The sequence below is a fragment of the Mucilaginibacter sp. P4_D1 genome (assembly GCF_056401935.1).
Map to the genome: position 1 here is coordinate 233,246 of NZ_JBFUIJ010000003.1, position 23,727 is coordinate 256,972.

The 23,727-nt window shown below is 45.3% G+C and carries 21 protein-coding genes and 1 riboswitch; of the genes, 7 read left to right on the forward strand and 14 right to left on the reverse strand.

Features of this window, described 5'->3' with window-relative positions:
* Positions 1-46: 46 nt before the first annotated feature.
* From AC1DV1_RS04835 to AC1DV1_RS04845, 3 genes are read right to left on the reverse strand one after another with little or no spacing between them, the layout of a single operon-like run.
* Positions 47-1,177, reverse strand: coding sequence for an efflux RND transporter periplasmic adaptor subunit (locus AC1DV1_RS04835; protein WP_477356092.1), 1,131 nt, complete (start codon positions 1,175-1,177; stop codon positions 47-49).
* Positions 1,170-4,415 (reverse strand): efflux RND transporter permease subunit, encoded by a 3,246-nt coding sequence (locus AC1DV1_RS04840; RefSeq protein WP_477356095.1) that lies wholly within the window; start codon positions 4,413-4,415, stop codon positions 1,170-1,172. The genes AC1DV1_RS04835 and AC1DV1_RS04840 overlap by 8 nt, the downstream gene beginning before the upstream one ends.
* 18 nt (positions 4,416-4,433) lie before the next feature.
* Positions 4,434-5,834 (reverse strand): TolC family protein, encoded by a 1,401-nt coding sequence (locus tag AC1DV1_RS04845; RefSeq protein ID WP_477356098.1) that lies wholly within the window; start codon positions 5,832-5,834, stop codon positions 4,434-4,436.
* A 91-nt stretch (positions 5,835-5,925) separates the two neighbouring features.
* Between AC1DV1_RS04845 and AC1DV1_RS04850 the strand changes: the two genes are divergently transcribed.
* A complete protein-coding gene (locus AC1DV1_RS04850; RefSeq protein ID WP_477356101.1) occupies positions 5,926-6,873 on the forward strand; it encodes a LysR family transcriptional regulator in 948 nt (315 codons plus the stop codon).
* A gap of 76 nt (positions 6,874-6,949) precedes the next feature.
* Here AC1DV1_RS04850 and AC1DV1_RS04855 read toward each other — a convergent pair whose 3' ends face one another.
* Complete coding sequence (locus tag AC1DV1_RS04855; protein WP_477356104.1) at positions 6,950-8,929, reverse strand: phosphatidylinositol-specific phospholipase C domain-containing protein; 1,980 nt, start codon at positions 8,927-8,929, stop codon at positions 6,950-6,952.
* 78 nt (positions 8,930-9,007) lie between these two features.
* On the opposite strand from AC1DV1_RS04855, the gene AC1DV1_RS04860 reads away from it, so the two are divergent.
* Complete coding sequence (locus AC1DV1_RS04860) at positions 9,008-10,447, forward strand: hypothetical protein (RefSeq protein ID WP_477356107.1); 1,440 nt, start codon at positions 9,008-9,010, stop codon at positions 10,445-10,447.
* Between the two features lie 72 nt (positions 10,448-10,519).
* On the opposite strand, the gene AC1DV1_RS04865 is transcribed toward AC1DV1_RS04860, so the two are convergent.
* Positions 10,520-10,957: a DUF1003 domain-containing protein gene (locus AC1DV1_RS04865; RefSeq protein ID WP_477356110.1), complete on the reverse strand. Its 438-nt coding sequence runs from the start codon at positions 10,955-10,957 to the stop codon at positions 10,520-10,522.
* Between the two features lie 599 nt (positions 10,958-11,556).
* Between AC1DV1_RS04865 and AC1DV1_RS04870 the strand changes: the two genes are divergently transcribed.
* The 5 genes from AC1DV1_RS04870 (at position 11,557) to AC1DV1_RS04890 (ending at position 17,339) form a co-directional block, all read left to right on the forward strand.
* Positions 11,557-14,493 carry a T9SS type B sorting domain-containing protein gene (locus AC1DV1_RS04870; protein WP_477356113.1) on the forward strand — a complete coding sequence of 979 codons (2,937 nt, stop codon included), beginning with the start codon at positions 11,557-11,559 and terminating at the stop codon, positions 14,491-14,493.
* 254 nt (positions 14,494-14,747) lie between these two features.
* Entirely contained in the window at positions 14,748-15,218 is a 471-nt protein-coding gene (locus AC1DV1_RS04875; RefSeq protein WP_477356116.1) for a YybH family protein, read from the forward strand.
* Positions 15,219-15,265: 47 nt separating this feature from the next.
* The gene (locus tag AC1DV1_RS04880; RefSeq protein WP_477356119.1) at positions 15,266-16,078 is read left to right on the forward strand and encodes a helix-turn-helix domain-containing protein; all 813 of its coding nucleotides are present in this window, start codon (positions 15,266-15,268) and stop codon (positions 16,076-16,078) included.
* A gap of 80 nt (positions 16,079-16,158) precedes the next feature.
* On the forward strand, positions 16,159-16,926 hold the full coding sequence (locus tag AC1DV1_RS04885) for an isocitrate lyase/PEP mutase family protein (RefSeq protein WP_477356122.1): 768 nt from the start codon (positions 16,159-16,161) through the stop codon (positions 16,924-16,926).
* A gap of 32 nt (positions 16,927-16,958) precedes the next feature.
* Positions 16,959-17,339 carry a YybH family protein gene (locus AC1DV1_RS04890; protein ID WP_477356125.1) on the forward strand — a complete coding sequence of 127 codons (381 nt, stop codon included), beginning with the start codon at positions 16,959-16,961 and terminating at the stop codon, positions 17,337-17,339.
* 82 nt (positions 17,340-17,421) lie between these two features.
* Here the strand turns inward: AC1DV1_RS04890 and AC1DV1_RS04895 are convergent, their stop codons facing one another.
* The 9 genes from AC1DV1_RS04895 to AC1DV1_RS04935 form a co-directional block, all read right to left on the reverse strand.
* Entirely contained in the window at positions 17,422-18,360 is a 939-nt protein-coding gene (locus AC1DV1_RS04895) for a DUF5996 family protein (protein ID WP_477356128.1), read from the reverse strand.
* A 103-nt stretch (positions 18,361-18,463) separates the two neighbouring features.
* A complete protein-coding gene (locus AC1DV1_RS04900) occupies positions 18,464-18,862 on the reverse strand; it encodes a hypothetical protein (RefSeq protein WP_477356131.1) in 399 nt (132 codons plus the stop codon).
* Complete coding sequence (locus tag AC1DV1_RS04905) at positions 18,846-19,610, reverse strand: class I SAM-dependent methyltransferase (RefSeq protein WP_477356134.1); 765 nt, start codon at positions 19,608-19,610, stop codon at positions 18,846-18,848. The genes AC1DV1_RS04900 and AC1DV1_RS04905 overlap by 17 nt, the downstream gene beginning before the upstream one ends.
* Complete coding sequence (locus tag AC1DV1_RS04910; protein WP_477356137.1) at positions 19,598-20,338, reverse strand: DUF2071 domain-containing protein; 741 nt, start codon at positions 20,336-20,338, stop codon at positions 19,598-19,600. The genes AC1DV1_RS04905 and AC1DV1_RS04910 overlap by 13 nt, the downstream gene beginning before the upstream one ends.
* 3 nt (positions 20,339-20,341) lie before the next feature.
* Entirely contained in the window at positions 20,342-20,725 is a 384-nt protein-coding gene (locus AC1DV1_RS04915; protein WP_477356140.1) for a DoxX-like family protein, read from the reverse strand.
* A 101-nt stretch (positions 20,726-20,826) separates the two neighbouring features.
* Entirely contained in the window at positions 20,827-21,099 is a 273-nt protein-coding gene (locus AC1DV1_RS04920; protein ID WP_477356143.1) for a Trm112 family protein, read from the reverse strand.
* Position 21,100: 1 nt separating this feature from the next.
* The gene (locus tag AC1DV1_RS04925; protein WP_477356146.1) at positions 21,101-21,748 is read right to left on the reverse strand and encodes a thiamine phosphate synthase; all 648 of its coding nucleotides are present in this window, start codon (positions 21,746-21,748) and stop codon (positions 21,101-21,103) included.
* The gene (locus AC1DV1_RS04930) at positions 21,745-22,785 is read right to left on the reverse strand and encodes an AIR synthase-related protein (RefSeq protein ID WP_477356149.1); all 1,041 of its coding nucleotides are present in this window, start codon (positions 22,783-22,785) and stop codon (positions 21,745-21,747) included. Before AC1DV1_RS04930 ends, AC1DV1_RS04925 begins: the two co-directional genes overlap by 4 nt.
* A gap of 6 nt (positions 22,786-22,791) precedes the next feature.
* On the reverse strand, positions 22,792-23,508 hold the full coding sequence (locus AC1DV1_RS04935; protein ID WP_477356152.1) for a class I SAM-dependent methyltransferase: 717 nt from the start codon (positions 23,506-23,508) through the stop codon (positions 22,792-22,794).
* Between the two features lie 94 nt (positions 23,509-23,602).
* A riboswitch (TPP riboswitch) is annotated at positions 23,603-23,707 on the reverse strand.
* Between the last annotated feature and the right edge of the window lie 20 nt (positions 23,708-23,727).

Sequence of the window (23,727 nt, forward strand, 5' to 3'; positions counted from 1 at the left end):
TCACCTTTCGCCTTTCACCTTTTGCCTTTCCCCACTCTCACCAAACTCACTGCTTTTCCTTCACGTTGCTTCCGTTCCTTATTTCATCGCTGGCAACTTTTACCAGTTTATCTCCGGGTTTAATGTCGCCGAATATCTCCATCATATCGCCCGATGTAAGGCCTTTTTTTACATCAACCCATTGGGCTTTATTGTTCACCACTTTAATTACAAAAACCTTCTCGGTTGATGTTGCTACCGCTGTTTTGGCTACCACAAAGGTGCTGTCGCCGTCGGGCAGGGGAACGTTAACCTCTGCAAACATATGCGGTAGTAGCTTTTTGCTTTTATTGTAAACGTCCATTTCCAAACGCTCGGCCCTTAGTTTTTCGTCAAGCGCACCGGCCATACGTTTTACCTGGGCTGTGAATTTTTCGTTGGGCAAAGCTTTTATGGTAAAGTTCACTTCGCTTTTATTGCTTAACGATCCGGTGTAGTTTTCTGGCACCGATACCACTAAACGAAGCCTGTTTTGGTCCTGCAAAGTAAACAACGGATCGGATCCTTTACCACCGGGGCCTACATAAGCGCCCAGGTTTACATTACGGCTGGTGATAACACCATCAAAAGGGGCTCTTATCTCCAGGTAAGCCAGGTTAGCCGATACTTCTTTTAAGGCAGATTTTGCAGCTTCCACATTAGCCATATCCGCATTCTTTTTAGCTTCGGCCTGTTCCAGGTCGTTTAGCGAAATAGTTCCGGGGGTTTTGCTGGTGCTTACCAACCTATCGTAAGTCGCTTTGCTGGCATAATAAACAGCCTCATATTGCTTAATGCGCGATTGCGCACCTGCAAGCTGTGAATTTATTTCGGGCGCCTCTAACACCACCAGCAACTGGCCGGCATGTACTTCAGATCCTATATCAACTAAAAGTTTTTTAACATAACTGTTAACTTTTGCATAAAGGTCAACCTGCTGGTAAGGAATCAGTTCGCCGGGGATGGAAATGCTGCTGCTTAATTTACCTTTGGCTACAGTTACCAGTTCAACAGTTGGTGTTTCTGCAGCTGCCTGCGTTTGCTCTTCTGCCTGTTGGTCTTGTTTTTCCTTATCATCAGAGTGGCAAGCACTTAATGAGCTTAAAGCAATAGCAAAAGCGGCAAGGATAAGTATTGGTTTATTTTTAAATTTATTCATGATGATGTAAAGGGACATAAAATTTACTTTCTTTATCTTCTGGGTCTAATGAAACGGATTGGGTTGTGGTGTTGCCTTGTACCCAGGCAAAAACCAGCGGCAATACCAGCAAAGCTGCAAAGGTTGAGGCTATAAGCCCGCCAATAACGGCCCGGCCTAATGGCGATGTTTGATCGCCGCCTTCGCCCAGGCCCGATGCCATGGGCACCATACCTACAATCATGGCCAAACTGGTCATCAAAATAGGGCGTAAACGCAGGGCAACCGCCTCGCGGGCCGATTTTAATGCGTCGCCATTATGTCTGCGTAATTCTTCGGCGTTAGTTATCAGCAATACCGCGTTGGAGATGGATACACCTACAGACATGATCATACCCATGTATGACTGCAGGTTGAGCGTTGAGCCCATTATTTTCACCAAAAACAACGATCCAAACAATACAGCCGGTACTGTTGATAATACCACCAATGACATTTTAAACGACTGAAAGTTAGCAGCCAGCATCAGGAATATTACCAGGATGGCCACTATCAATCCCGATTGCAGGCTATCCAGTGTGTCTGTTAACGTTTGGCTCATACCGCGCATTTCAATAGTTAAACCACGGGGCGGTTTGCCTAACGAGTTAATAGCCTTTTGCACATCTGTTGTGGCTGTACCCAAATCCTTGTTGTATAAGTTGGCTGTTACCGATAGGGTAGGTATTGCGCCAATATTATCGTTTTCGCCGTTGGTAACCCCCGTTTTAATATCGGCAACGTCGCCCAGTACCGGGCGGGCCTGGTTAGCCAGTATAGGTATCTCGCGCACATCATTCAGGCTGCTCATCTGGTACTCTGGTACCTGTACCTGTACAAGGTAACTTAGACCCGCCTTTTCATCAATCCAGTTATTTTTTTCGGTAAACCTTGATGACGATGTAGAAGCTACCAGCGACCGCGAAATGTCGTTTAATCCAACACCCAATTGAGCCGCCCGCTGCCTGTCGATATTGATATCGATAGTAGGGTAATTAAATGACTGTCCTATTTGTGCATCGCGCAGATATTTGATATCCTTTAGCTTATCTAAAATTTTGAAGGCATATTCCTGGTTTTGCTTTTTGTTTTTACCAGATAAAGCTATCTCAATAGGCGTAGGCGAGCCCTGGCTCAAAATTTTATCAGTAAGTTCTATCGGCTCGAAAGATAATTTTACACCGGGTATTTGTTTAGCAACCTGGTAACGTATTTTTTCTTTCAAATCATCAAGGTTTACTTTGTAATCCTCGGTTAAGCTTATCTGCATAACAGCCTCCTGCGGGCCGGCCATAAACAGGTATATAGGGTTGGTTGAAAACGACGACGGGTGCGAGCCAACAAATGTTGAGGTGATGGCAATATGATTTTTGCCCACAATTTCGCCCAATATATGCTGTGCTTTAACAGCTATAATCTCGGTACGTTCAAGCCTTGTACCATCCGGCGCACGTAAACGCACCTGGAATGTGCCGGAGTTTACTTTGGGCAATACATCGCGCCCAATGATATTGAATAGTAAAAAAGCCAAAGCAAATGCACCTAATACATATACGGTTACAATAAGCTTGCGGGCCGGCAGCATACGGTCCATCAGGCGCATAAAGCTTTCCCTAAACTTGTCAAACCGGGTTGCCTTTTCGCCATGGTGCTCCAATGCAAGCTTCATGGCTTTTTCTTTTTGCTCCCAAGGCTCGCCTTCATCTTCCAGCGCGAAACCGTCGGGATGGCTGTGGTCTTCGTGCTTGTTCACCATAATCCAGTTGGCCATGATGGGCACAAACGTTTGGGCCAAAAAGTAAGAGATGATCATGGAGAAACCGATGGCTAATGCCAGTGGCAAAAACAAAGCGCCTGGGATACCTGTCATGGTAAAGGCTGGCGCAAATACCGCCAGGATACAAAACAGGATCAATAACTTAGGGAATGCTATCTCCTTACAGGCATCCCAGATGGCTAATGCCTTGGGTTTGCCCATATCAAAGTGCTGGTGAATATTCTCGATAGTCACCGTTGATTCATCCACCAGGATCCCGATAGCCAGCGAAAGCCCGCTCAGCGTCATGATATTGATAGTTTGATGGAACAACGACAGGAAGAATATTGCCGAGATGATACAGGTTGGGATGGTTAATATTACAATTAACGCTCCGCGCCTGTCGCCCAGGAACAGCAACACCATTAAACCGGTAAGCACCGCGCCTATTGCGCCTTCCTCGGCCAAACTTTTAACGGCGTTTATTACATATATCGATTGATCGAATACAAAAGATAGTTTTACATCCGGCGGTACCAAAGCCTGGAACCTCGGCAATGCCTTCTTTAAATTTTGCACTACCTCCCAGGTTGATGCCGTGGCCGATTTGGTAATAGGCAGGTAAACCGACCGTTTGCCGTTGATAAGTGCGTATCCATTGGTGATATCCGCCCCATCCTCAATGGTTGCTACATCGCGCATAAATACGGTTTGGATGCCGTTTTTATACAGCGGGATATCCCCAAAATCCTTTACATTTTTAATGGTGGTATTTGATGGCGCCAGGTAATTATAATCGCCTATGCGCACGTTACCCGCAGGGGTGTTCTGGTTGTTTTCGCGCAGGGCGGCAACAATCTGATCGGGCGTTAAATTGTGGGTCCTTAACGCAGTCGGATCTATTTTAATCAATACGGTACGTTGGTTACCCCCAAACGGAGCAGGTGCAACCAAACCGGGTATTGACGTAAACGACGAGCGGATATAAACCGATGCATAATCCAGTAACTCGTTATTGGTACGAGTGGCGCTGCTTAATACCAGCTGGCCAACGGGCAGGGTAGAAGCATCAAACCTGAGGATAAACGGCGGTTGCGACCCCTGCGGAAAAGCCGATTGTGCCCGGTTGGTATAACTCGTGACCTCCGCCGCGGCCTGTGCCATGTTGGTACCCTCGTAAAAAGTAACTTTTATCAGTGTTAAGCCTTGTATGTTTTTTGTTTCGATACTTTTTACGCCCGATACAAATAGCAGTAAGTTAACATATTGCTTACCAAAGTAAGCCTCCATTTGGTTTGGGGTAAAACCGCCGTATGGGTGAGATACATAGATAACCGGCAGGTTCAAATCCGGAAAAATGTCGATCTTGATGGTACGTACCGCATTTATCCCGAAAAAAAACAACCCGGCTACTATCACCAATATGGTAATTGGTTTTTGAAGCGCCCCTTTTATCATTCCCATTATTTATATAATATATCTTTAAAAATTATTGATGAATAATCCAAAATCGCCGGTGGCGGCTGCTTTGTAAAGCAATGCCTGCCAAACGTTGTTGGATGCTATGTACTTGTCAACTTCGGCACGGTTTAGCGTGTAAAGCGCCTGCGTAAAATCAACAATGTTTGATAGCCCGTTTTTATACAGGGCATATTTTTGGGTATAGGCATCGCTGGCTGCTTTAACTTCAACGGGTACTTCGTTGTAGTTTTTAAGGGCGTTGCTGATGCGGGTTTCGGCCAATGACTGCTGGGCCTGCAGCTGCTGGGCTACCAGGTCATAATCATTTTTATATTGAGCCGATGTGAATTTTTGCGATTGTACCTGGTAATGTGTCCTGAAAATAGTTGTAAAATTCCAAACCATAGCCACCCCAAATAAATAATTATAGCGGGTAGGGTCGGCACCGGCACCATAGCTGCTGCTGTAACTGTTTTGGTTGGTGCCATAATCGGAGTTAAAACCCGAACCGCGGCCCTGGTAAACACCAAACAGGCTAAAGGTGGGTAAGGCAAACGTTTTAAGGTATTTGGCCTGCTCATCGCTCACGCCTATCCGGTTTTGGAAATAGCGTAACGTAGGATGATCTGTAGCCGAAACCGCGCTTTGTGCGGCCAGGGTTGTTGGAGCTTTGGTAATAAAGGCGCTATCCAGTTCAAATTCCTGCGCCGGGATGCCTAAGTAAACAGAAAGCTGGTTGCTTTGGTCTTGTACCGTTTGCCGGGTATTGGTTAAAGCTATGCGGGCGTTTGATACCTCGGCATTGGCTAAAGATGAATCAACACCGGCATTAAGGCCGTTTTTTACACGGGCAACCACCACGGTTTGCAGGTCGATGGCACGTTTAAGGTTATCCTCCTGTGCTTTTTGCAATTGTTGTGCAGCCAATAAATTAAGATAGGTACTGGCAACACGTACCTGGTGTTGAAAAGTCTCCTGGGTCAGGTCGGCTTGTTCGCGGTTAACCACCTGGCTTTGCACTTTAACTTTTTCCTTTGCTTTGCCGAAGCTGAAAAAATCCCAGCTTACGTTGCTTAGGTAAAGCGAGCCAAATGCCGAATTCCAGTTTTGCTTAGGTAGTGCGGGGCCAGATGATGCCGCCGAAAGACCATGATAGCCATAAAGCGGGCCGTTTTGGCCATTGGCGGTTCCGTAGTCTTGTTGTGCCGAGATGCTTACATCTGGTAGATATTCTGTGCGTGTTTCTTTTAAATATGCCCTGGCAGCGTTTAACTGATTAGCTTTCGACTTGATGGTACCGTAATTAGCGAGCGCCATTTGTTCAGCATCTTTAATATTGAGAACCTTTTGCTGAGCCTGAGCCTGGATGACATAAAAAACACCTAAAAACAGAAGTAATTGTTTTGAAGGTATCTGTAACATTGTAGTGTAATTTGTACACGGCAAATGTAGATTTATCATATATATTAGAAAAATGAATTAATTTTGTCATAATCATTAGAAAAACTAATATATGAATATTGCACTCCATCATTTCCGTTTGGTTGATACAATTTCTAAAGAAGGATCGCTTACAAAAGCAGCCGCAACTTTGCACTTAACACAGTCGGCACTGAGCCATCAGCTGAAAGAATTGGAGCGCGAAATGGACATTGAAGTTTTTCACCGGCAGGGTAAAAAACTCCATCTCAGCGAGCAGGGGTACCGCTTTCTGCGGAGCGCGGAAAAGATCCTGGCCGAGCTGAATTCGCTGGAGGAAGACATCCAGAATTACAAGAATGGCAAGACCGGGAAACTCACTATCAGCATGCAATGTTACACGGCATACCACTGGTTGCCGGGCATCATCAAATATTACAAAAACCGCTGGCCTGATATCAATATCCACATTTTATCGGATGCAACACGCCGTCCGCTGGAGTATTTAATGCGCGGCGAACTGGATATTGGCATAGTGCGTACGCAGATGATAAACACCAAAATTGTGTACGAGCCTATCTTTGAAGATCAGCTTGTGGCTGTAATTTGTACCGATCATCCGCTGGCAAAAAAAGAGGTTATAGACGTTACAGATTTTCATGGCGAAGAGCTCATTTTACCGTTGTATGATCCATCATACCAGGACACGCCCGTGATTGAAGCCCTCATCCAGGCGCAGCAGGTAAAGCCCAAAACGCTGCACCGTATTCACTATACAGATGCCACTATAGAGATGGTAAACGCAGGCCTTGGCATCAGCGTTATGGCCGACTGGATTGTTAAACCATACCTCAATGGTCGCAACATTGTGACAAAACCACTACATCATACCATTGCCCAACGCACCTGGTACGCAGCAACTATTAAGCAAACACCGGCTATTCAGAATTTTTTGGAGTGCCTGAAGATGCATTTTTCTATAAATGGATTGATTGGAGACCCAACCGCCGCTATTTTGGAACCGATGGCGGAGGTGGTTTAATATGTTTTTTACATAATTATCGAGTATGCGAAGTCCAGAAGGCTTCGCATTTTTTGCATCTTATTATTAGGCTGCCCTACCTCGTGTATATCTCCCGCATATTCACCTGGATGCAATAATCGGTTATCCAGTTGTTAGCTACATCAACATATAAAATATTGGGTTTGTTGTTTTTGTTGATAATACGTTTATCCATCCACTCGTTAACCGCCACCGGGATAGACCGGTTTCCTATAACCGATAAATCCCGGATGCTGCGGTGATTGCGGATAACGCTGGTGAGGGCCATTACGCCGTTTATCAGCGGGTTAAGGTTTTCGTCCTGGAAATCATTGCACACCATGGCGGCTTCATCGCTGCTTTGGGTTAGCTGCCAATCCAGTCGTACCAGGTCGTTATCATTCAATTTGCCGGTGATGCCGGTAAAAAATGTCTTTTCTTTTAAAAGCAGGTTATCTAAAATGTTGGTGGCCGCATATTCCCGTTTAAAATTGATAAAGCATTTGGATGATTTTGCAATGGAGCATGAGTCTATCATCTTATCGGCGCTGGCATATTGCTCAAAAACTACCACCACTTTGCCGGCCAGCTGGCTTAATGGTATATCGGCCAGTTTTTTGCCGCCGTTGGCAAATACCATGTTGCGGCCAAGGGTATCTAAAATAAATTGGGCAACTTTAGCAGCCGGTGCTTCCTTTTCGCAAAAATGGCTGAAGGATAGTATAACAGTTTCTTTATTGTTGGCTGCCAGGAAACCTTTTATGCCCAATAAAATACTGCTGAATTTTTCGCCATAGCCCCCTCCAATAGCATCTTCCATACAATCAGAAGCGCAGTGTTTGGTATATAGCGCGTTTTTATAAATGCCAATCCGTAAATCAAACATACGGATGCCCGAATTTAACTGGCCTGTTACATTTTTTACCTGGGTAAGGGTATTACACTCATTAATGGTACCTGCCTGCTGCCCGCCCGCAGCCGTTAAAACCGACATGCCGGCATCATGTGCACCGGGTATGGCAATATCTTTTAAGTTGTAATTGGCTTTGGCGGGGTAAAAGGTTTCCTCCATCCATTTGGCGGGGTTATAATTGCTGAAGTAAGATATATAGCATTTGTTATCCAGCCCAACATAGGCCAGTATTGATTTACTTTTGTCCACATCACATATCGAAACCGGGCTTTGCGTGGCAAAATATCCTGGCAACGGACTTTCGGCGAGACGTAGTTTGCCCAGTTCTTCGGTGGTATAATAAAGCCTGGTTTCTTTTTTGCCACCCCGCCAAACGTAAAACAACTTACCCGAGTCATACACCTTGAAAATAGCCGGCGATACGCCGCTTTGAACTTTGTACAACTGCTTTTGTTTGGTCCATTCATCGTTGTTGATATTACAGTCGGCATAATAAATACCCTCATCCCTATAACCCCTGTAGGTAATCCTGATAACCGAATCTGAAAGGCTGGCAACAAAGGGATAAGCCGCACTTTTACCGGGTATTTTTTTAAGGCCATTGCAGGTAAGCTGTCCATCGGTACCAATTTTAGCCAATGCGTACACCATTCCATCCTTGGAGTTGCTGTGCGACGTAATGGTTATTTTGTCGCCATTTATTGCCGACGTAATGCCCTGGGTTAAAGGTGACATATTGTTTATAGCCAAAGTATAAACCTGGCTGTCGTTAAAGCCGGTTTCGCTGCTGTTAAAAGTATATTTGATGCTGCCATCGGTACCAATCCAAATTAAATACAGGCGGGTTGGTGTTTTGCGTAACACCGGGGCGAAACCGCTTTGTGCTTCTTTTATAAGGTAGTCATGCTCAACAGCTAAGTGCTGGTATTTATCGCCAAGGTAGGCCACATGTATGCCGCCTGTTTGGCTATCGGTCCATGTTATAAAATACCTGCCGTTAAAAAGGGTAATATCTACCGCCTTGTTTGTAACAGCATTAGGCAAAAGGTTTATTGGTACACTAAAGCTCAGGTTTTGGGCAATAACGCTCACGCTTATAAATGTGAAAAAAGTTAAAAAAAAGGCAACGTGGCGAGGCTTCATGACAGCAGGTATTTGTGCGTATTAAGTTAAATTTTTTTTATTAAGAGTTAAATATTAAATTGCTTAAAACAACCTGCTTTGAAAAAAATCTGCCTAACTCTTATTTGCTTCGGCTTTTGCTTTTATTATGCGGCCGCCCAGGATACCCACTATTGGGCCCAGGAATATAATCCTGCCGGATTTTTAACACCGGGGGCTGCCGTTGCCCTAACCAGGGACAGCGGCGTGCTGTACTTTAATCCCGCGCTTTTGGCTTTTAATACTAAAAACTCGGCCAGCATCAGTGGCTCGGTGTACCAGTTTAATTCTGCAAAGGTTAATAATGGCGTGGGCACGGGTTATCCCCTTAAATCATCAAACGTAAGTATTATACCGGTGGTGGCATCGGGAGTTATCGCGTTTAAAGGCGGCAAAAAATTCACTATAGGTTACGCCATTATTCATAACCCGGTGATTGATTTTCACTCCACCCAGCAGCGCGATGACAAGTTTAATGTTTTGAGCGATGATTACAGCCCCGGCAGCGAAGAGTTTATAGGCCAGTACAGTATTCAAAATACGGTTACCGAAACCGCAGGCCTGGTAAGCGCGGGCTTTAAGGTTTCGCCCAGGCTGTCGCTGGGGCTTTCGGCGCAGGGCCAACTGCACAGCCAGCATTATACCCAAAATTACAGCGCAAGGGCTTTTATTAACACTGCTACCAGCGATGGTTTGCCGCCCATTGCTAACGACCAGGAAGAATTCCAGGTGAGTCATTATAATGCAGGGATGAACTTTAGGGCTGGCGTGGCTTACGACTTTTCGAGGCATCATTTAGGATTGACGGTAACATCGCCCCTGGTTAAACTGAAAAGCAATGGCGAAATACTAAGCGATGACATAGTGACCGATTTACGGCTTACCCCCACAGATACTATAAATCTTTTGGCCAGCAGCCGGCAAACCAAGCTTAAAGAAACCTGGAAAATGCCCTTAAGTATTGCAGGTGGTTATGCCTATGACACCGATTGGGGCCAAATTTATGTGAGTGCCGAGTATTTTAGCAGGATAAACGAATACAATATTATAACCCCAAGGAATGATTACTTTATAAGGGGAGATGGTGGTGGTTCCCAAAGTTTTACATCATCATTTATAAAGGTGAAAGATGCCCGGAAAGCAGTAACCAACTTTGGCTTAGGTGTAAGTTTTGGGCTAACGCCCGAGGTTACCGGCTATGTTTCGGGCCGTACAGATTTTAGTTATGCCGATAAGAACCTTTTTGCGGATGATGACGGACAAACCGTAAATACCGCATATTACAACAATTATCATGGGCAAATAGGCGCCAACCTAAAAAGGCGCAAATTTAACCTGCGTGTGGGCCTGTTGTTTACCTACGGGCATACCACGCAATACATGCAACCCTACAATTTTAATACCCCGCACGAAAGTAATTTTTTAAACGGCGAAACTGTAAACAGCCCCGCAACTAATTTTGTGGTTGGACTAATGTTTGCTTATGTGCATAATTTGTAAGGGAAAACTGAAGGCGTAAATCAGAAAGCTTAAAACTGAAAGGCTTTGTTGCTTCCTGCTTAACGCATCTTGTTATTGTGGCGGAGGTGACGGTAAATTAGGAGGGCAGATTTGTTTCAGCATTTCAACTATCTTATCCAGCTTTTCAATTTCAATTGAATTTAGTTTTGCCAGCAATTGTTCTATTTCCTGTTTGGCTTCTACGTTTGTTTTAAAATCGGCATCGGCCTGCGCGCGATCGCGTTCACCTTGCCGGTTTTGGGCCATCATAATTATTGGCGCGGCATAAGCGGCCTGGGTAGAAAAAAGCAGGTTTAGCAGGATAAAAGGGTAAACGTCCCAATGCCTTACAAACGCAACCACATTAAGGCCCATCCATAAAACTACTATCAGCGATTGAATGATGATAAATCGCCATGAACCCATGCCCTTTGCTACGCTATCGGCCAGCCTTTGGCCAAATGCTAATGATGCTGTGTGCTTCTCGTGCCACGTTTTGTTTTGTTCCATTTCTTTTAATTTTTATTGGTGATTAAAAGCGGGCAGGGAAATTCGCGCTTAGGCAGTAATGTTAAGCAAAGCTTTTGTAATTAAATTGTTTAAACGGTCAATTTTTTAGCGCGTCGCTGTTTTTTCGGGCTATCTTGTCAAAAAGCACAGGGAACAAATAAAATTTAGTTGCCAGGTAAGCTTTCGGTCAGGAGAAAGGCATATAAATAGTTAACGGCGATAAGCTGTTATTTAATAATAACTAACAGAATAAGCTTATACCTTCTGGAAGATACAAGCATCAAATGATACCTTGTTTTTATTGGCCGACAGTGGTTAAATGCCCCAGGTACCAAAAGGACTTGTATTGGCCAGCAACGGGGCACAAATATTTGGATGAGCCTAAATTATGCTACCAATTTAGTGTTAACCATGATAAAATTTAAAATATTGATTATCAAATGTTTGTAAAAAAATATATCTGAAATGTGTTAAGTTATGTTAACCCAATTAGGTGCGTTTGCCCTTAGCCTTCGGTAAACTTGTTACTATTATTGGGCAAAAAACCATATTTTGGTGCCATCCAAATTTTATGACAATAAGCAGGCCTTCAATAAAGTATGAATAAAAGATATACCTGTTTTTTATGGCTTTTAATTCATATCATTTTTTCTGTCGGCGCTTTTGCGCAGTCACCTGCAAAAATCAACACCGTATTTCAAATTTATAAAGATAGCGGCCAGGCTGCACCTACATTTGCGCCGAGCAAGGTGCAGGCAATTGGCAATCGGCAACTTAAAGTGAATGCGACACAAACCGTATTGCCGCCAAATATTAAATATCAAAGTCCGCAGGTTTACATCACCAATACGGTTATACCATCATTAACGCCTGCCAACACAGGCGGCGCGGTGCCTGCAGCAATATACGGGCAGGTAAGTACATTTGCCGGCGGGCGCGCTCCGGTTACTTACGATTCACAGGGAACCGATGCTGGCTTTAACCTGCCCTCGGGCATTAGTGCCGATGCTGCGGGTAACATTTACGTTTCGGATTTTGGCAGCGGTGCTATCCGTAAAATATCGCCTGCGGCCAATGTACATACCATTGCCAACACCAATTCGCCATCGGGATTGGCGCTTGATAGCCAGGGCAATATTTATGTTACCGATTTTAACACCAATAAGATCCTTGAAATTACCCCGGCGGGCGTATCGTCGGTTTTCGCAGGCAGCGGCAACGCCGGCAAAATTGATGGCATAGGCAGCGCAGCTTCGTTTAGCGCCCCGGGAGGTATAGCTGTTGATGCCTCGGGCAATATTTATGTAGCCGATCAGCAAAATAACAGCATTCGTTTCATCAGTCCTGCGGGGGAAGTTAAAACAATTGCCGGTAGTGGTGTTGCCGGTGCCAACAACGCTACCGGCCTTGCTGCTACTTTTAATAACCCCGACGGGCTTGCAATTGATAAGCAGGGCAATATTTACGTGGCCGATACAAAAAATAACATGATCAGGAAGATTGCAACCGATGGTTCGGTGACAACTTTTGCGGGCAGCGGGGCAGTTGGCAATGCCGATGGGTTAAAAACAGCAGCCTCATTTAACTACCCTACCGGGCTGGCAATTGATGCACCGGGTAATTTGTATGTGGCCGATTATAAAAATCACTCCATCCGGAAAATTACACCGGCGGGGGAGGCAACAACCATTGCCGGTAATGGCTCGCCCGGTAGTGTAAATGGTATTGGTAGCGCAGCAACTTTTAATTATCCCATCGGCGTGGTTGTTGACAGCAACGGTAATTTATTTATAACGGATTTTGCCAATTACCTGGTAAGGGAAATAAACTTAACCGGCTATACTATTGATAAGCCGCTACCGGCCGGATTGGTATTTGATCCTAACACCGGCATTATAAGTGGTACGCCAACGGCCGCAACCCCGGCCGCCAATTATACCATTACGGCGTATAACGCGGGCGGCAGCAGCAATACAACTATAAATATACAGGTAAGCGATGTGCCGCTTAAGCCATCTGTTATCACCTTTAATTCGTTGCCATCTGCTGTTAAAAACGTTATAAAGCCAAGTGTCAGCAGCACCAACCCCGAAACGCCTGTTGTTTTAACAAGCAGCAACCCGGCTGTAGCCATTATTACTGCTGATGGCAATATACTGCTAACCGGCGTGGGTTATACAACAATTACCGCCACCCAGGACGGCAATGTCAATTATAGCACAGCCGCCCCGGTATCGCGGCAACTTGTTGTATACCAGCAAGGGGTTATTGTGTTTACAGCCTTACCGGTTAAGTACCTGAACGATGCCGACTTTGCTCCCGTAGCCAAAAGCAATGTTACAGCCTTCCCCATAACGTATACCAGCAGTAATCCGCAGGTAGCAACCATTATTAATGGAATGATCCATGTTACGGGTATTGGCACTACCACCATTACAGCATCGCAGGCAGGGGACGCTTTGAACCTTCGGGCTACACCGGTTACCCAGGAGCTAACCGTTAGCCCGATGCTGGCATTTGGAGTTATACCTTCAAAAGTATCCTGCGACAATGATTTCGATCCCGGTGCCACCAGCCTTAAGCCAATTAGCTATACCAGTAGTAACCCGGCTGTGGCAACCATTGTAAATGGCCAGGTTCACCTGGTTGCTACCGGCACCTCAACTATAACGGCCACCAGTAACGGCGAGGTGCTTACTCAGGCTTTAACAGTTAATAACGTATCGGCGCCGGCCGTATCTATAAGCTCAGATTTGCATAGTCCTAATTGTAACGGCACCACTATTTTATTTACGGCAAGCCCCACCAACGCAGGTGCAAGTCCAACTTATGCCTGGCAGGTAAATGGCAGTGCTACTGGGGATAATAGCGCTACATTTTCAAGCAGTACACTGGCCAATGGCGATGTTGTTACCTGTACACTCACCAATAACAGCACCTGTGCCGGGCCGTTAACGGCCCATTCAAATGCCGTCAATGTGAACGTGATAGCACCGCTTAGCCCATCACCATCGGTAGCCATTGCCGCATCGGCCGATGGCGTGTATGCCGGCACCACCATTATATTTACCGCAACAGCACAGCCCTCCGCAGCCATTACAGCCTACCAATGGCAGGTAAACGGTACCAATGTGGGCTTAAACCAAAGTACATTTACCGGCAATTCTTTTAATAATGGCGATGTGGTTACCTGTACCATTACAACAAACAATGCCTGCACAGCGCCTGTTACCAGTAATTTGCTGTTTGTTAATATTTTGCCACCTGTTGTCATAGCTGTTGTTAACGCGTTTAGCCCCAATGGCGATGGGGTTAACGATACATGGAATATTCCCAACCTTTCTTTTTTTCCCGATTGCCTGGTGAGTGTGTTTAATAGGTACGGGCTTAAGGTGATGCAATCAACAGGTTATGCCAAAGCCTGGGATGGCACCTATGGCGGCAAAACATTACCTGCCGGGGTATATTATTACATCATCGATACCAAAGATAGCAGCAGGTCCAGGCTATCCGGTAATGTTACTATTTTAAGATAAATTACGTTTGTGGGCGTTTCCACCACTGGTATAAGTGGTGGCCGTGCTATCTGCTCATACTGTACGCCCGGCGCTGTACCCACAACCGGCATTAAGCACGGGCCGGTATTCGCGGCTATCATTAACGCGAACCTGGGGGTAATTGTGGGCCTGCTATCCTGTGCGATAGTAAATCCAAAGAAACAGTTCCGGTTTGTACAATTTTGTCACCGGCGGCAACAATAGCTTTGTATCATCATTTAATTATTGTTGTTATGTTTAAAATCACCCGTATTATTACCGTGGCCTTGTCATCAATGTTTTATACCGGCAATGCCCAGCAAAAAAGTAAAAACCCAGATCTGGCCGAAGCAAAAAAAGCGATAGCCGAAAGTAACCGCGTTTATTTCCAGGCGTTTGTTAAAAACGATCCAGCCATATTTATAAACCGTTATGCCAAAGATTGCTGGATAATGCCGCCAAACGCCCCGGTCATGCAGGGGGGCGATGCACCGCTAAAGTTTTTTAAAATGGCCTATGACAAAATAGGGCTACGGAACGGAAAATTTATTACTCTTGATGTATTTGGCGATGGTGAGCATTATGTGACTGAAGTAGGGCTTTGGAAATCGTACGATGCCAGCAACAAATTGTTTGACGAAGGTAAATTCCTGGTGTTGTGGAAGAAAACACCCGCAGGTTGGAAAATGTTTCGCGATTCGTTCAGCAGCGATCGCCATAAATAATGTAATAAATCAGGGTTGATGTAACAGAAGAACCGTAAATTCACATTATGGAATTTAAACATTTTTTTCCATCGGATATTTTAAAGCCTTATGTAAGGCATTACTATATTTTTGAATCAGATTCGGACACGGAATTTGAGGATACTGTATTTCCGAGCGGAGATATGGAAGTTGTTTTTAACCTGGGTAGTGGTACCTGGGAATCGTCTGTTGATCATGAATTTCTGAAAACCCCACCCATTGAGCTATGGGGACAGATTACAAAACCCCTGGCCATCCGGTCGAAAGGGCGGCATACTATGCTGGGCATTAAGTTTTTTACACATTCAGCGGCCTATTTTTTCAATGATGACATAGGCGCGTTTAACGACAGGATAACCGATTTTGCTGATGTTATTGGCAGCCCCGCAAAAATATTGCACGCCCGGCTGCTGGAAACAACAGAGCAACTGAAAAGAATAACCCTGATAGAAAACTTCCTGGTAAAGCGATTGATGGACAGTGAAAAAAGAGCACCAGGAATTGACAGGGTGGCTCATATTTTATCAAGCATAAAAAAAGAACCCGCCGAAAATAACCTGGGCAATATTGCCTCAAAATATGGTATTACACCGCGGTACTTGCACAAAATAATTTATCGGCATACCGGCCTTTCGCCATCATCATTCAACAAAATCATCCGTTTTCAGTACAGTTTAAAGCTCATCACCAAAAACGAGCAACCCTTTACTGCTATCGCTTATGATAGCGGGTATTTTGATCAGTCGCATTTTATCCGCGATTTTAAATCTTTTACGGGCTTTACACCCTCGGCCTACCTGCAAAATATAACCCCGGTTAACCAGCTTTTACAGCAATAATTTAAACCGTTCCGGTTTGTACAATTTCGGCATTTGCAGCTGCCATACCTTTGTTTCAACAATTAAAACAAAGGTACAACATGAATAATTTCGAAACATTTTCGCAACTGCACCAAAACCCAACCCCGCTTATTTTAGGAAACATTTGGGATGTAAGGAGTGCACAAATTTTTGAGGCCAATGGTTACCAGGCCATTGGTGTTTCCAGCCAGGCGCTATCAAATGCAATGGGCTACCAGGATGGCGAGAACCTGCCCTTTGGCGTGCTGCTGCAGCTGGCCAAGCGGGTTGTCGAGGTAGTTAACATCCCATTTTCGGTAGATATGGAAGGCGGTTACAGCCGCACTATTGAGGGTATTATTGCCAATATTGATAAACTTCACGATGCAGGCGTGGTTGGCATAAACCTGGAGGATACCATCGCCGGTGCCAGCCGGTATTTGCAGCCTGTTGATGAATTTCAAAAAACGCTGTCGGCAGTGGCAAACCACATCAGCAGGAACAACTTAAAACTGTTTTTAAACATCCGCACAGATGGTTTCCTGCTGGGCCTGCCATCGGCATTGCCGGAAACACTTGCCCGCGTTAAAAACTATGAAAATGCAGGTGCCAGCGGGGTTTTTGTGCCCTGCATTACCGATAGTAACGATATTAAGGCGGTTGTAAATGCTACCGGTTTGCCCGTTAACGTCATGTGCATGCCTGCGCTGCCCGATTTTGAAGCGTTGGCCTCGCTGGGTGTAAAACGCGTTAGCATGGGGCCGTTTCTTTTTAATAAGGCCTATGATGGCGTTGGCAGGCTTGCAGCCGTAATCATCAGCGATAAAAATTTCTTGTCAATTATTTAACCATTTTAATTCATCCATAAATTTAATAAACCATGAACTTACCAAGAAGGGCCGAAGATGCCCATGCAACACTGGCCGCTGCTTTTAACACAGGCGATGTAGCCACCGTAATAAGTATGTACGATGTAACCGGCATTATCGTACCCGAACCCAACAAGCCGGTATCGGGCAGGCAACAGTTTGAAGATTCGATAAAAGCCATTTTATCCATCAAAGGAAAAATGGAGATTAAAACCGTGTATTGCCTGCAAACAGGAAGTATCGCCCTTGGCCGCTCGGAGTGGAGCATTACCGATGGCGACGAAGTAAAAGTGGCCGCCAAAGGCATCGAAGTAATGCAGCAGCAAACCGATGGCACCTGGAAAATAATCATCGACCAGGCCTTTGGCGCCGAAGCTAACCTGGTAGCTTAAAAACAGCTCAACAGCATGTTTTAACCGGCCCTGCCTCGTTACGGAGCAGGGCCGGTTTATTTTATAGCCGCCTGCCAACCTGTTAATGCCGGTTCTTCAATGCAGATAAGTCGCATTGCAAGGTTTTGTCCCAGTTGCCGGTTGTTGCAGCGGCATCATAGGTGGATTGCATAAACTCAAGCAAAGTAGCCTCCGGATTTGCAGCTCGTTGCACCGATTCATAGGTGAGCAGGAATTCGCCCATTTCAGTGCTATAAAATGCCTCGGGTGGTGCTACCTGCTGTGTGCCAAAATCACCTGGGGTAGGGTAACAATACGAATAAAATGTAGGGTGCGGAAATGCATCCGAACCTGCCCAAAAACCGCATGAACTTACTTCGTGCGAATAAGCCTCCTGCATTACCGCTTTGGGCATATTGGGCATGGCGCCCTGGTGCAAGGGCGCCGGCCTGCCCGAAAAACGAGTAACAGCCAGATCAAAGCCACCCCAAAAAAAGTGTACCGGGCTGTTCTTGCCCTGGAAACCGGCCCTGAAATCGGTGAATACATTATGGATGCGCACCAGTGCCTGCCAAAAGTTGTGCATTACAGCGGCATCATAGCCACAGGGAGCATGGTTTTGGGCAAAAGGTATGGCTGGATCAACCTCGTTGGGTACCGCGTAAATGGTTACATCCACGCCGGCTTGTTGCAGTGTATTTATCAAACCGGTATAAAATTCGGCTACAGTTTTGCCTCCTATGGCAAAATCAAGTTTTGCCCCTTTGCTGGTAGTTATCTGTACCTGGTGACTGATGAAATCAAGGTCGATCTGGAAAACACCGCCCGCATATGGCATGCTGCCGGTAGTTAAGCCTGTTGGGCTAACATACAAAGTAACCTGCCATGAATGGTTGATCCATGGCATTTGCTGCAGCCTTATTTTGCCAACTACCTGGGTGTACATGTGTACAGTAGCTATAGTTTCTTTCAGATCGTGATAATCTAAAACAGGCCAGTTAGGGGAGGGGTGATTATTCATTTGCTGGGGTTTTTTAGGGAACAATAAGGGCGGGTTTATGTTTTGGGGTTGTTAATCTGTAATCTCTGTTATGTATAATAATACCCTCCTCCCAAAGATGTTTTTAATGATTAAAATAAATCATAAAAAACACCACGCTCATGTACAGCCACAAAATAGAAAAAACAATGTGCACTGTACTCTCCAGGCGCTTGCCTTTCCACAAATCTGACGAGTAACCAAAAAATTGAATTACTAACCTTGCAGTCCAGAATATTCCCAAACCGAAAGCGATGCGGTTACCCAGTTTGGTTGCAACCAGGTCATGGGCCGAGGTAAGGCATAGGCAGCTCATTAAACCGAGGGTAAGGGCGATAAAAAAAGTATGTACATACATCATTTGCCGGTTAACCAGGCTTACATCCCTCAGTTCGGTTACCCAGTTAAAATACCTGGGGAAAACGCTGTGGAGCAAAGCCAGCACCATTAAAATTATACCGACTATTTTAATTTGTGTTTCCATTTTTACTGAGCACAAAGTTGGTAATAAATGGAGTGAATTTTGTTTCGCAGGCGATGTTAAATCCGGCGTTGGCAAATGTGCTCAACCAGAATTGCCTGGACATAAAATGGAAGAAACCCAGGTTGTACGCCATAAAGTTTGGCACATCCCGCAGATGTTCAAGCAACACCACTTTACCGCCGGGTTTTAATACCCGGTTAAGCTCCCCGAAAAATTGGTCGCGCCCGGCCTTATCCCTTATTTCATGGGCGGCAAATATTAAAAATACAATATCGGCGTGGTTATCCGGCAAGGGTATTGCCGCCGTGCTTATCTGCATTGTACCATTAAAGGCGGGGCAGGCCCTTCGCGCCCGTTTTATAGAAACCTCGGTATGTTTTTGGGGATCATAAAAATCATAAACGGTTAACGATGCACCTGGGTATTTAAACTGTAAAAGCGCACTGGTTTCATCAAAACCCGCATTGATATTTACAAGGATAGGACGTGCTGTAGCGGGCAGTACATTCAGCCATTTTAAGTTGTACAGGCCCGAAAGGTCGTAGATATACAATGAAACAGCAAGCGATACCAACGTTGATATGGCAACCAGGTAGCTAAATATAACTATTAAAATACTGAATGGGGAGTTGAAATAATGAGCTGCTAAAAGCGAACCTGCTACCAAAGCGGCAGCAAGGATATAAAAGTGCCGGTTAAAGCGGATAATGTTCCATACGCCCTGCAATGGTTTTCTTAATGGCTCCATTGTTCAGTCCTGCCTTTTTTCCAGTAATACGGAATGTTATTAATGATAAAAGCATTGGCCAAAATCCCGCCGGTTAATGCCATATCATCAAAAAACGAAATATGCTGACTTATAACTTCAACAGGTTTCGGAATCCAATCTTCTCTCACGCCTTCAATAATTAACACCTTTTTGGTTTGCTTATCATAAGTAAAAGTAAAGGGCAACGGGCCGGCAAATTTACGCGCCTCCTTCCAATTTGCAAAGGGCGAGCCGGCAGGCAGAGCGATATCCTCGCCTTTTACATTTATAAGCAGTTCGAGACGGGATTTTGCAGATTGGATGTGAAGCTGACCGTCATGCTGTCGTTGTACAATATCTGTAGTGGTGTAAGCATAATGGGTAAACAGGTTGCCCAGGTACTCCATCATCTTTTTATCAGTTTCGGATTTTAGTATATACAGCCCCCGTAAGCGCTTACCGGCATTGCTGGTATAACGCACAAATACGCGGTAGCCTATCAGCGTAAAATCATTCCCCATAAACTTAGGGAAACCTTTTGGGCGCAATCCTGTGGTGTTAACCAGCGCAATGGCTATAAACGCCCACTTATCCTGGTAAGTATCTAATGTTAAACATTCGGGAATCAAATGCGTTAATTGTTCCTTCGGAAAAGCGAATGTTAAAACAACAGAATGCTCAAAAAAAGCCTCGACAGCAAAAGGATGGTCTTTTAAAAATGCAGGCATAGGTTAAATCACCAGGTTTTTACGGAGTTTGAATTCGTTGTAGTAAATCAACGCCATGAACATAAACGCGAAGGCCGAATTTGCTTTGCCCCATAATAACAAATCGGGTGCTAAAACAAACTCAATGCAGTTCATGATTGCGATAATAAGCATTTGTGCTACCGCATTTAAGCGGGATTTGATGCCGCTGATAATCCATACGGCCATCAATATTTCTGAAACGCCTATTAATTTGGTTAACAGCCCCGCATGTGTTTCGCCCAAAATTCTGCCTACAATTTGCTGGTGCCGCGGAACCAGGTTAAGTACCTTACAAAGCAAGCCATTGGCAAGCCACACCAGGGCAATCAGGATGGTTAATATTTTATGAATGGTGGTCCTGGTCATTTATATTGTTTGATGGCTTAAATATAAATGATAAAAACGGTGGTTGGGTAAATGTTGTTATCAAACCACGCCGTAAAAAGCTCTTTTACGTAACGAATTCCCTATCCTTCTGTTACCTTAGGCAGCAACATGATGTCTTCAACCCCATGATCTATCTTCCACCGGTCAACAATGGGCTGTTCCAGTTTTATCTGCCTGTATTCATCAGGCGACATAATAGGCACGCCATAAACAATTGGGTATTTGCGCAGGCAGGCTGTGCAGCTTAATATGCCTTCTATAATATTTTGTTCGGTATCTTTTATAAATACCTGTAAAGTAAGGTCCTGCTTATCAAAGGGGCAGCATAGTTTATTAATGGTTTTTAGTTTCATGTTAATCAGCTTTATAATTTAATGCTTCGTGGTATTGTTTAACTTTTTGTTCGGGGTTTGCGGTGCTTAGCAATCCGGAAATTACGGCCACGCCGTCAAATGGTGCTTGTTTTTTTAGGGCGATGATATTTTCGGGTGTCATGCCGCCGGAGACAAAAATCGGCATACTGGTCATTTTTTTTGCCTCCCTTACGGTAGCGGGCATTACAATAGTGCAGCTGCCGGCAGAAGGAGAGGGGAACATGGCGCAGAATGACACATAATCTAACCCATGTTCGTGAGCCCAGGCTATATCATCAAGATTACCGGAGCAGGTGATGCCAGCCAGGAATGGTTTGCCAATGTTTGCCTTTATAGCGTCAAAGTCATATGGTATACAATCAAAATGAACACCATCCAAAAAGGGCGAAGCTTGTAGTAATTGCCATTCCTGGTTTATCAATAAAGGCACCCGGTAAAAGCGGCAAAGACCGGCTATATGTTCAATCAGGCTTAATTTATCGGCACCGGCAGGCCAGTTATTCCAGATTTGTACTACCTGGATACCACCTTTCAACGCATCAGCCAGTTTTTGCAATAATAAATTAAGCTCCATGGTGGGGTTAAGTACCAGGTAAATGCCGCCGGTTATGTTAAGGCTTGTTTTCATTTCCATCCGTTTTTATAAGCATTAAAAAATGCGCCCCAGTAAGGGTCGGTAGCATAGTAGGGCATCGGTTTTTCAACGCCGTTTTCTATTAACTTGTAGCCCCCGGTTTTGCTGGTAAAGCTGCCAATCGCGGTTGCCTTGATGTTATTTTGTTGCAGGTATTGAATAACGTACTGAACCTGCTCCGGATTCACCGACATCACCATCGAGCCAGCGCCAATGCAAAACCGGGAATCGATACCAAACAAACTGCAAATGGCTTGTTGGGCGGTACCTAAGGGCAATAAATCGCTGTTGATGCTTACTCTACTGCCCGATGCTATGGCCATTTCGTAAACAGCACCCAATACCCCGCCTTCGGTTACATCGTGCATGGCGGTAATGCCGCCTGCTGCGGCTGCGGTTAAGGCATCTTTTAATGACGATGTTTGATAAAACAACCCGCAGCCCTGGTCATAAACTTCTTTACCTAATTTGTTTTTTACCGTTTCCGGGAAACTCATGGCCAGTATGGCGGCTGATGACATGGCGCAATCTTTGGTTACCAGCACTACGTCGCCTGCCTGTGCTTTGTGGCTTAATAAAATATTGGCTACCGGTGCGGTAAGCAGCATGGTGCCGCCGCCTGCAATGGTTGAGTTTTGCTGCGGGATACGCCCGGTATGGCCGCCGGTGATGGCCACGCCGATATCGTTACAATATTGGTGGATAAAATCCCAATAGGTGATCAAATCTGCTTCCGGCATATCTTCGGGCAGGTTCAGCACCATTTGGGCGTATTGCGGGGCAAAACCGGTTGTAGCCATATCATTGGCCATTAAGTGCACCGATAGCCAGGCCGATTCCTGCAAACCCAGCGAAGGGATAAGGGAAAGCGGATCGCTGGTCATGGCCAGGCCTAAGCCATTGGGCAGCTCAACCAGCGAGACATCTACGCCAAAGGCGGGGCCGGTTAGTACTTCGCTGCGCGGATGGCCGCAGCGTGGCAAAATGATATCATCAAAACCACCGCTACTGATTTTTCCGGTTAAAGGCATGGGCTATCAGTCTAAAAATTTTACATATAATCCAAAAAAATCGCCTACGGGTATGCTCCATTGCTGTACCGGGAACCATTCGGGCAGGCCGGTGCAGGTCCACTCGAGGCTGTACGACCTGCCTTTTAATGCTTCATCAATTTTGGCAGTAAGCATGGCCGGTGTGTAAAAAGTGGCCGTAACATAAAACGGGTTTTTGCCGAATGCCTGCTGTACCCTGCGGCGCAGTACCTTGGGCGAATTGCGGTTCATCATACCAAACGCTATACCGCAGCGGGCTACCCTTGCCGCCTCGCGGATAACCTGTACCGGATCGCGGTAGTACTCAAAGGTGGTAATAAAGGCCAGTGCATCAAAAGTATGGTCCTTAAACGGCATAAAGTGCGAATCGGCATTTACCAGGTCTCCTTTAAACAGGTGTACCGCCTGGCCAAGCATAAATGGCGACAGGTCGCCGCCGGTGGCATCAATACCTATCTCGTGCCACCAACGGGTAAAACGGGTAGTGCCGCAGCCAAATTCCAGCAGTTCTTTTACCCGCTGGTCTTTACCCAGTAGCTGTCCCATTACCTTTTTTTGCCATACTTCGGCGCGTTTATAGCGGCCTTCGTACCATTGCTCGTATGTATCGGTGTGTTCGCGGTTAAAAAACCACTCTTTACGGCCTTGCCAGTTGCTAAGGCTTTGGGTCATCAGGCCAAAATTGTTTTTTTGAAGCTCCATTTATTCCATTATTAATTAAAAAAGCCTTGTTCCTAAAACCGTAAATACGGGTACAGAAACAAGGCTTTATATGGATAAACGGCTACGCCGTAAACAATAATGGCCCATGCATCCCTACGCCGGTATTATCCGTGTCAGGTTCTCCGGGTATTATCTCAGCCTATAACCTTAATGGTTAAAAGCACCCCGTGCAAGTATGGCAGCTAAGGTAGGTAATTT

What these genes read in the sequence shown, in the direction of transcription:
- AC1DV1_RS04875 (WP_477356116.1), top strand. Translation starts at nt 14,748, where the DNA reads ATGTTTAAAATCACCCGTATTATTACCGTGGCCTTGTCATCAATGTTT.
- AC1DV1_RS04880 (WP_477356119.1), top strand. Translation starts at nt 15,266, where the DNA reads ATGGAATTTAAACATTTTTTTCCATCGGATATTTTAAAGCCTTATGTA.
- AC1DV1_RS04900 (WP_477356131.1), bottom strand. Translation starts at nt 18,862, where the DNA reads ATGGAAACACAAATTAAAATAGTCGGTATAATTTTAATGGTGCTGGCT.
- AC1DV1_RS04905 (WP_477356134.1), bottom strand. Translation starts at nt 19,610, where the DNA reads ATGGAGCCATTAAGAAAACCATTGCAGGGCGTATGGAACATTATCCGC.
- AC1DV1_RS04885 (WP_477356122.1), top strand. Translation starts at nt 16,159, where the DNA reads ATGAATAATTTCGAAACATTTTCGCAACTGCACCAAAACCCAACCCCG.
- AC1DV1_RS04935 (WP_477356152.1), bottom strand. Translation starts at nt 23,508, where the DNA reads ATGGAGCTTCAAAAAAACAATTTTGGCCTGATGACCCAAAGCCTTAGC.
- AC1DV1_RS04845 (WP_477356098.1), bottom strand. Translation starts at nt 5,834, where the DNA reads ATGTTACAGATACCTTCAAAACAATTACTTCTGTTTTTAGGTGTTTTT.
- AC1DV1_RS04915 (WP_477356140.1), bottom strand. Translation starts at nt 20,725, where the DNA reads ATGACCAGGACCACCATTCATAAAATATTAACCATCCTGATTGCCCTG.
- AC1DV1_RS04835 (WP_477356092.1), bottom strand. Translation starts at nt 1,177, where the DNA reads ATGAATAAATTTAAAAATAAACCAATACTTATCCTTGCCGCTTTTGCT.
- AC1DV1_RS04925 (WP_477356146.1), bottom strand. Translation starts at nt 21,748, where the DNA reads ATGAAAACAAGCCTTAACATAACCGGCGGCATTTACCTGGTACTTAAC.
- AC1DV1_RS04865 (WP_477356110.1), bottom strand. Translation starts at nt 10,957, where the DNA reads ATGGAACAAAACAAAACGTGGCACGAGAAGCACACAGCATCATTAGCA.
- AC1DV1_RS04870 (WP_477356113.1), top strand. Translation starts at nt 11,557, where the DNA reads ATGAATAAAAGATATACCTGTTTTTTATGGCTTTTAATTCATATCATT.
- AC1DV1_RS04855 (WP_477356104.1), bottom strand. Translation starts at nt 8,929, where the DNA reads ATGAAGCCTCGCCACGTTGCCTTTTTTTTAACTTTTTTCACATTTATA.
- AC1DV1_RS04890 (WP_477356125.1), top strand. Translation starts at nt 16,959, where the DNA reads ATGAACTTACCAAGAAGGGCCGAAGATGCCCATGCAACACTGGCCGCT.
- AC1DV1_RS04920 (WP_477356143.1), bottom strand. Translation starts at nt 21,099, where the DNA reads ATGAAACTAAAAACCATTAATAAACTATGCTGCCCCTTTGATAAGCAG.
- AC1DV1_RS04895 (WP_477356128.1), bottom strand. Translation starts at nt 18,360, where the DNA reads ATGAATAATCACCCCTCCCCTAACTGGCCTGTTTTAGATTATCACGAT.
- AC1DV1_RS04840 (WP_477356095.1), bottom strand. Translation starts at nt 4,415, where the DNA reads ATGGGAATGATAAAAGGGGCGCTTCAAAAACCAATTACCATATTGGTG.
- AC1DV1_RS04930 (WP_477356149.1), bottom strand. Translation starts at nt 22,785, where the DNA reads ATGCCTTTAACCGGAAAAATCAGTAGCGGTGGTTTTGATGATATCATT.
- AC1DV1_RS04910 (WP_477356137.1), bottom strand. Translation starts at nt 20,338, where the DNA reads ATGCCTGCATTTTTAAAAGACCATCCTTTTGCTGTCGAGGCTTTTTTT.
- AC1DV1_RS04850 (WP_477356101.1), top strand. Translation starts at nt 5,926, where the DNA reads ATGAATATTGCACTCCATCATTTCCGTTTGGTTGATACAATTTCTAAA.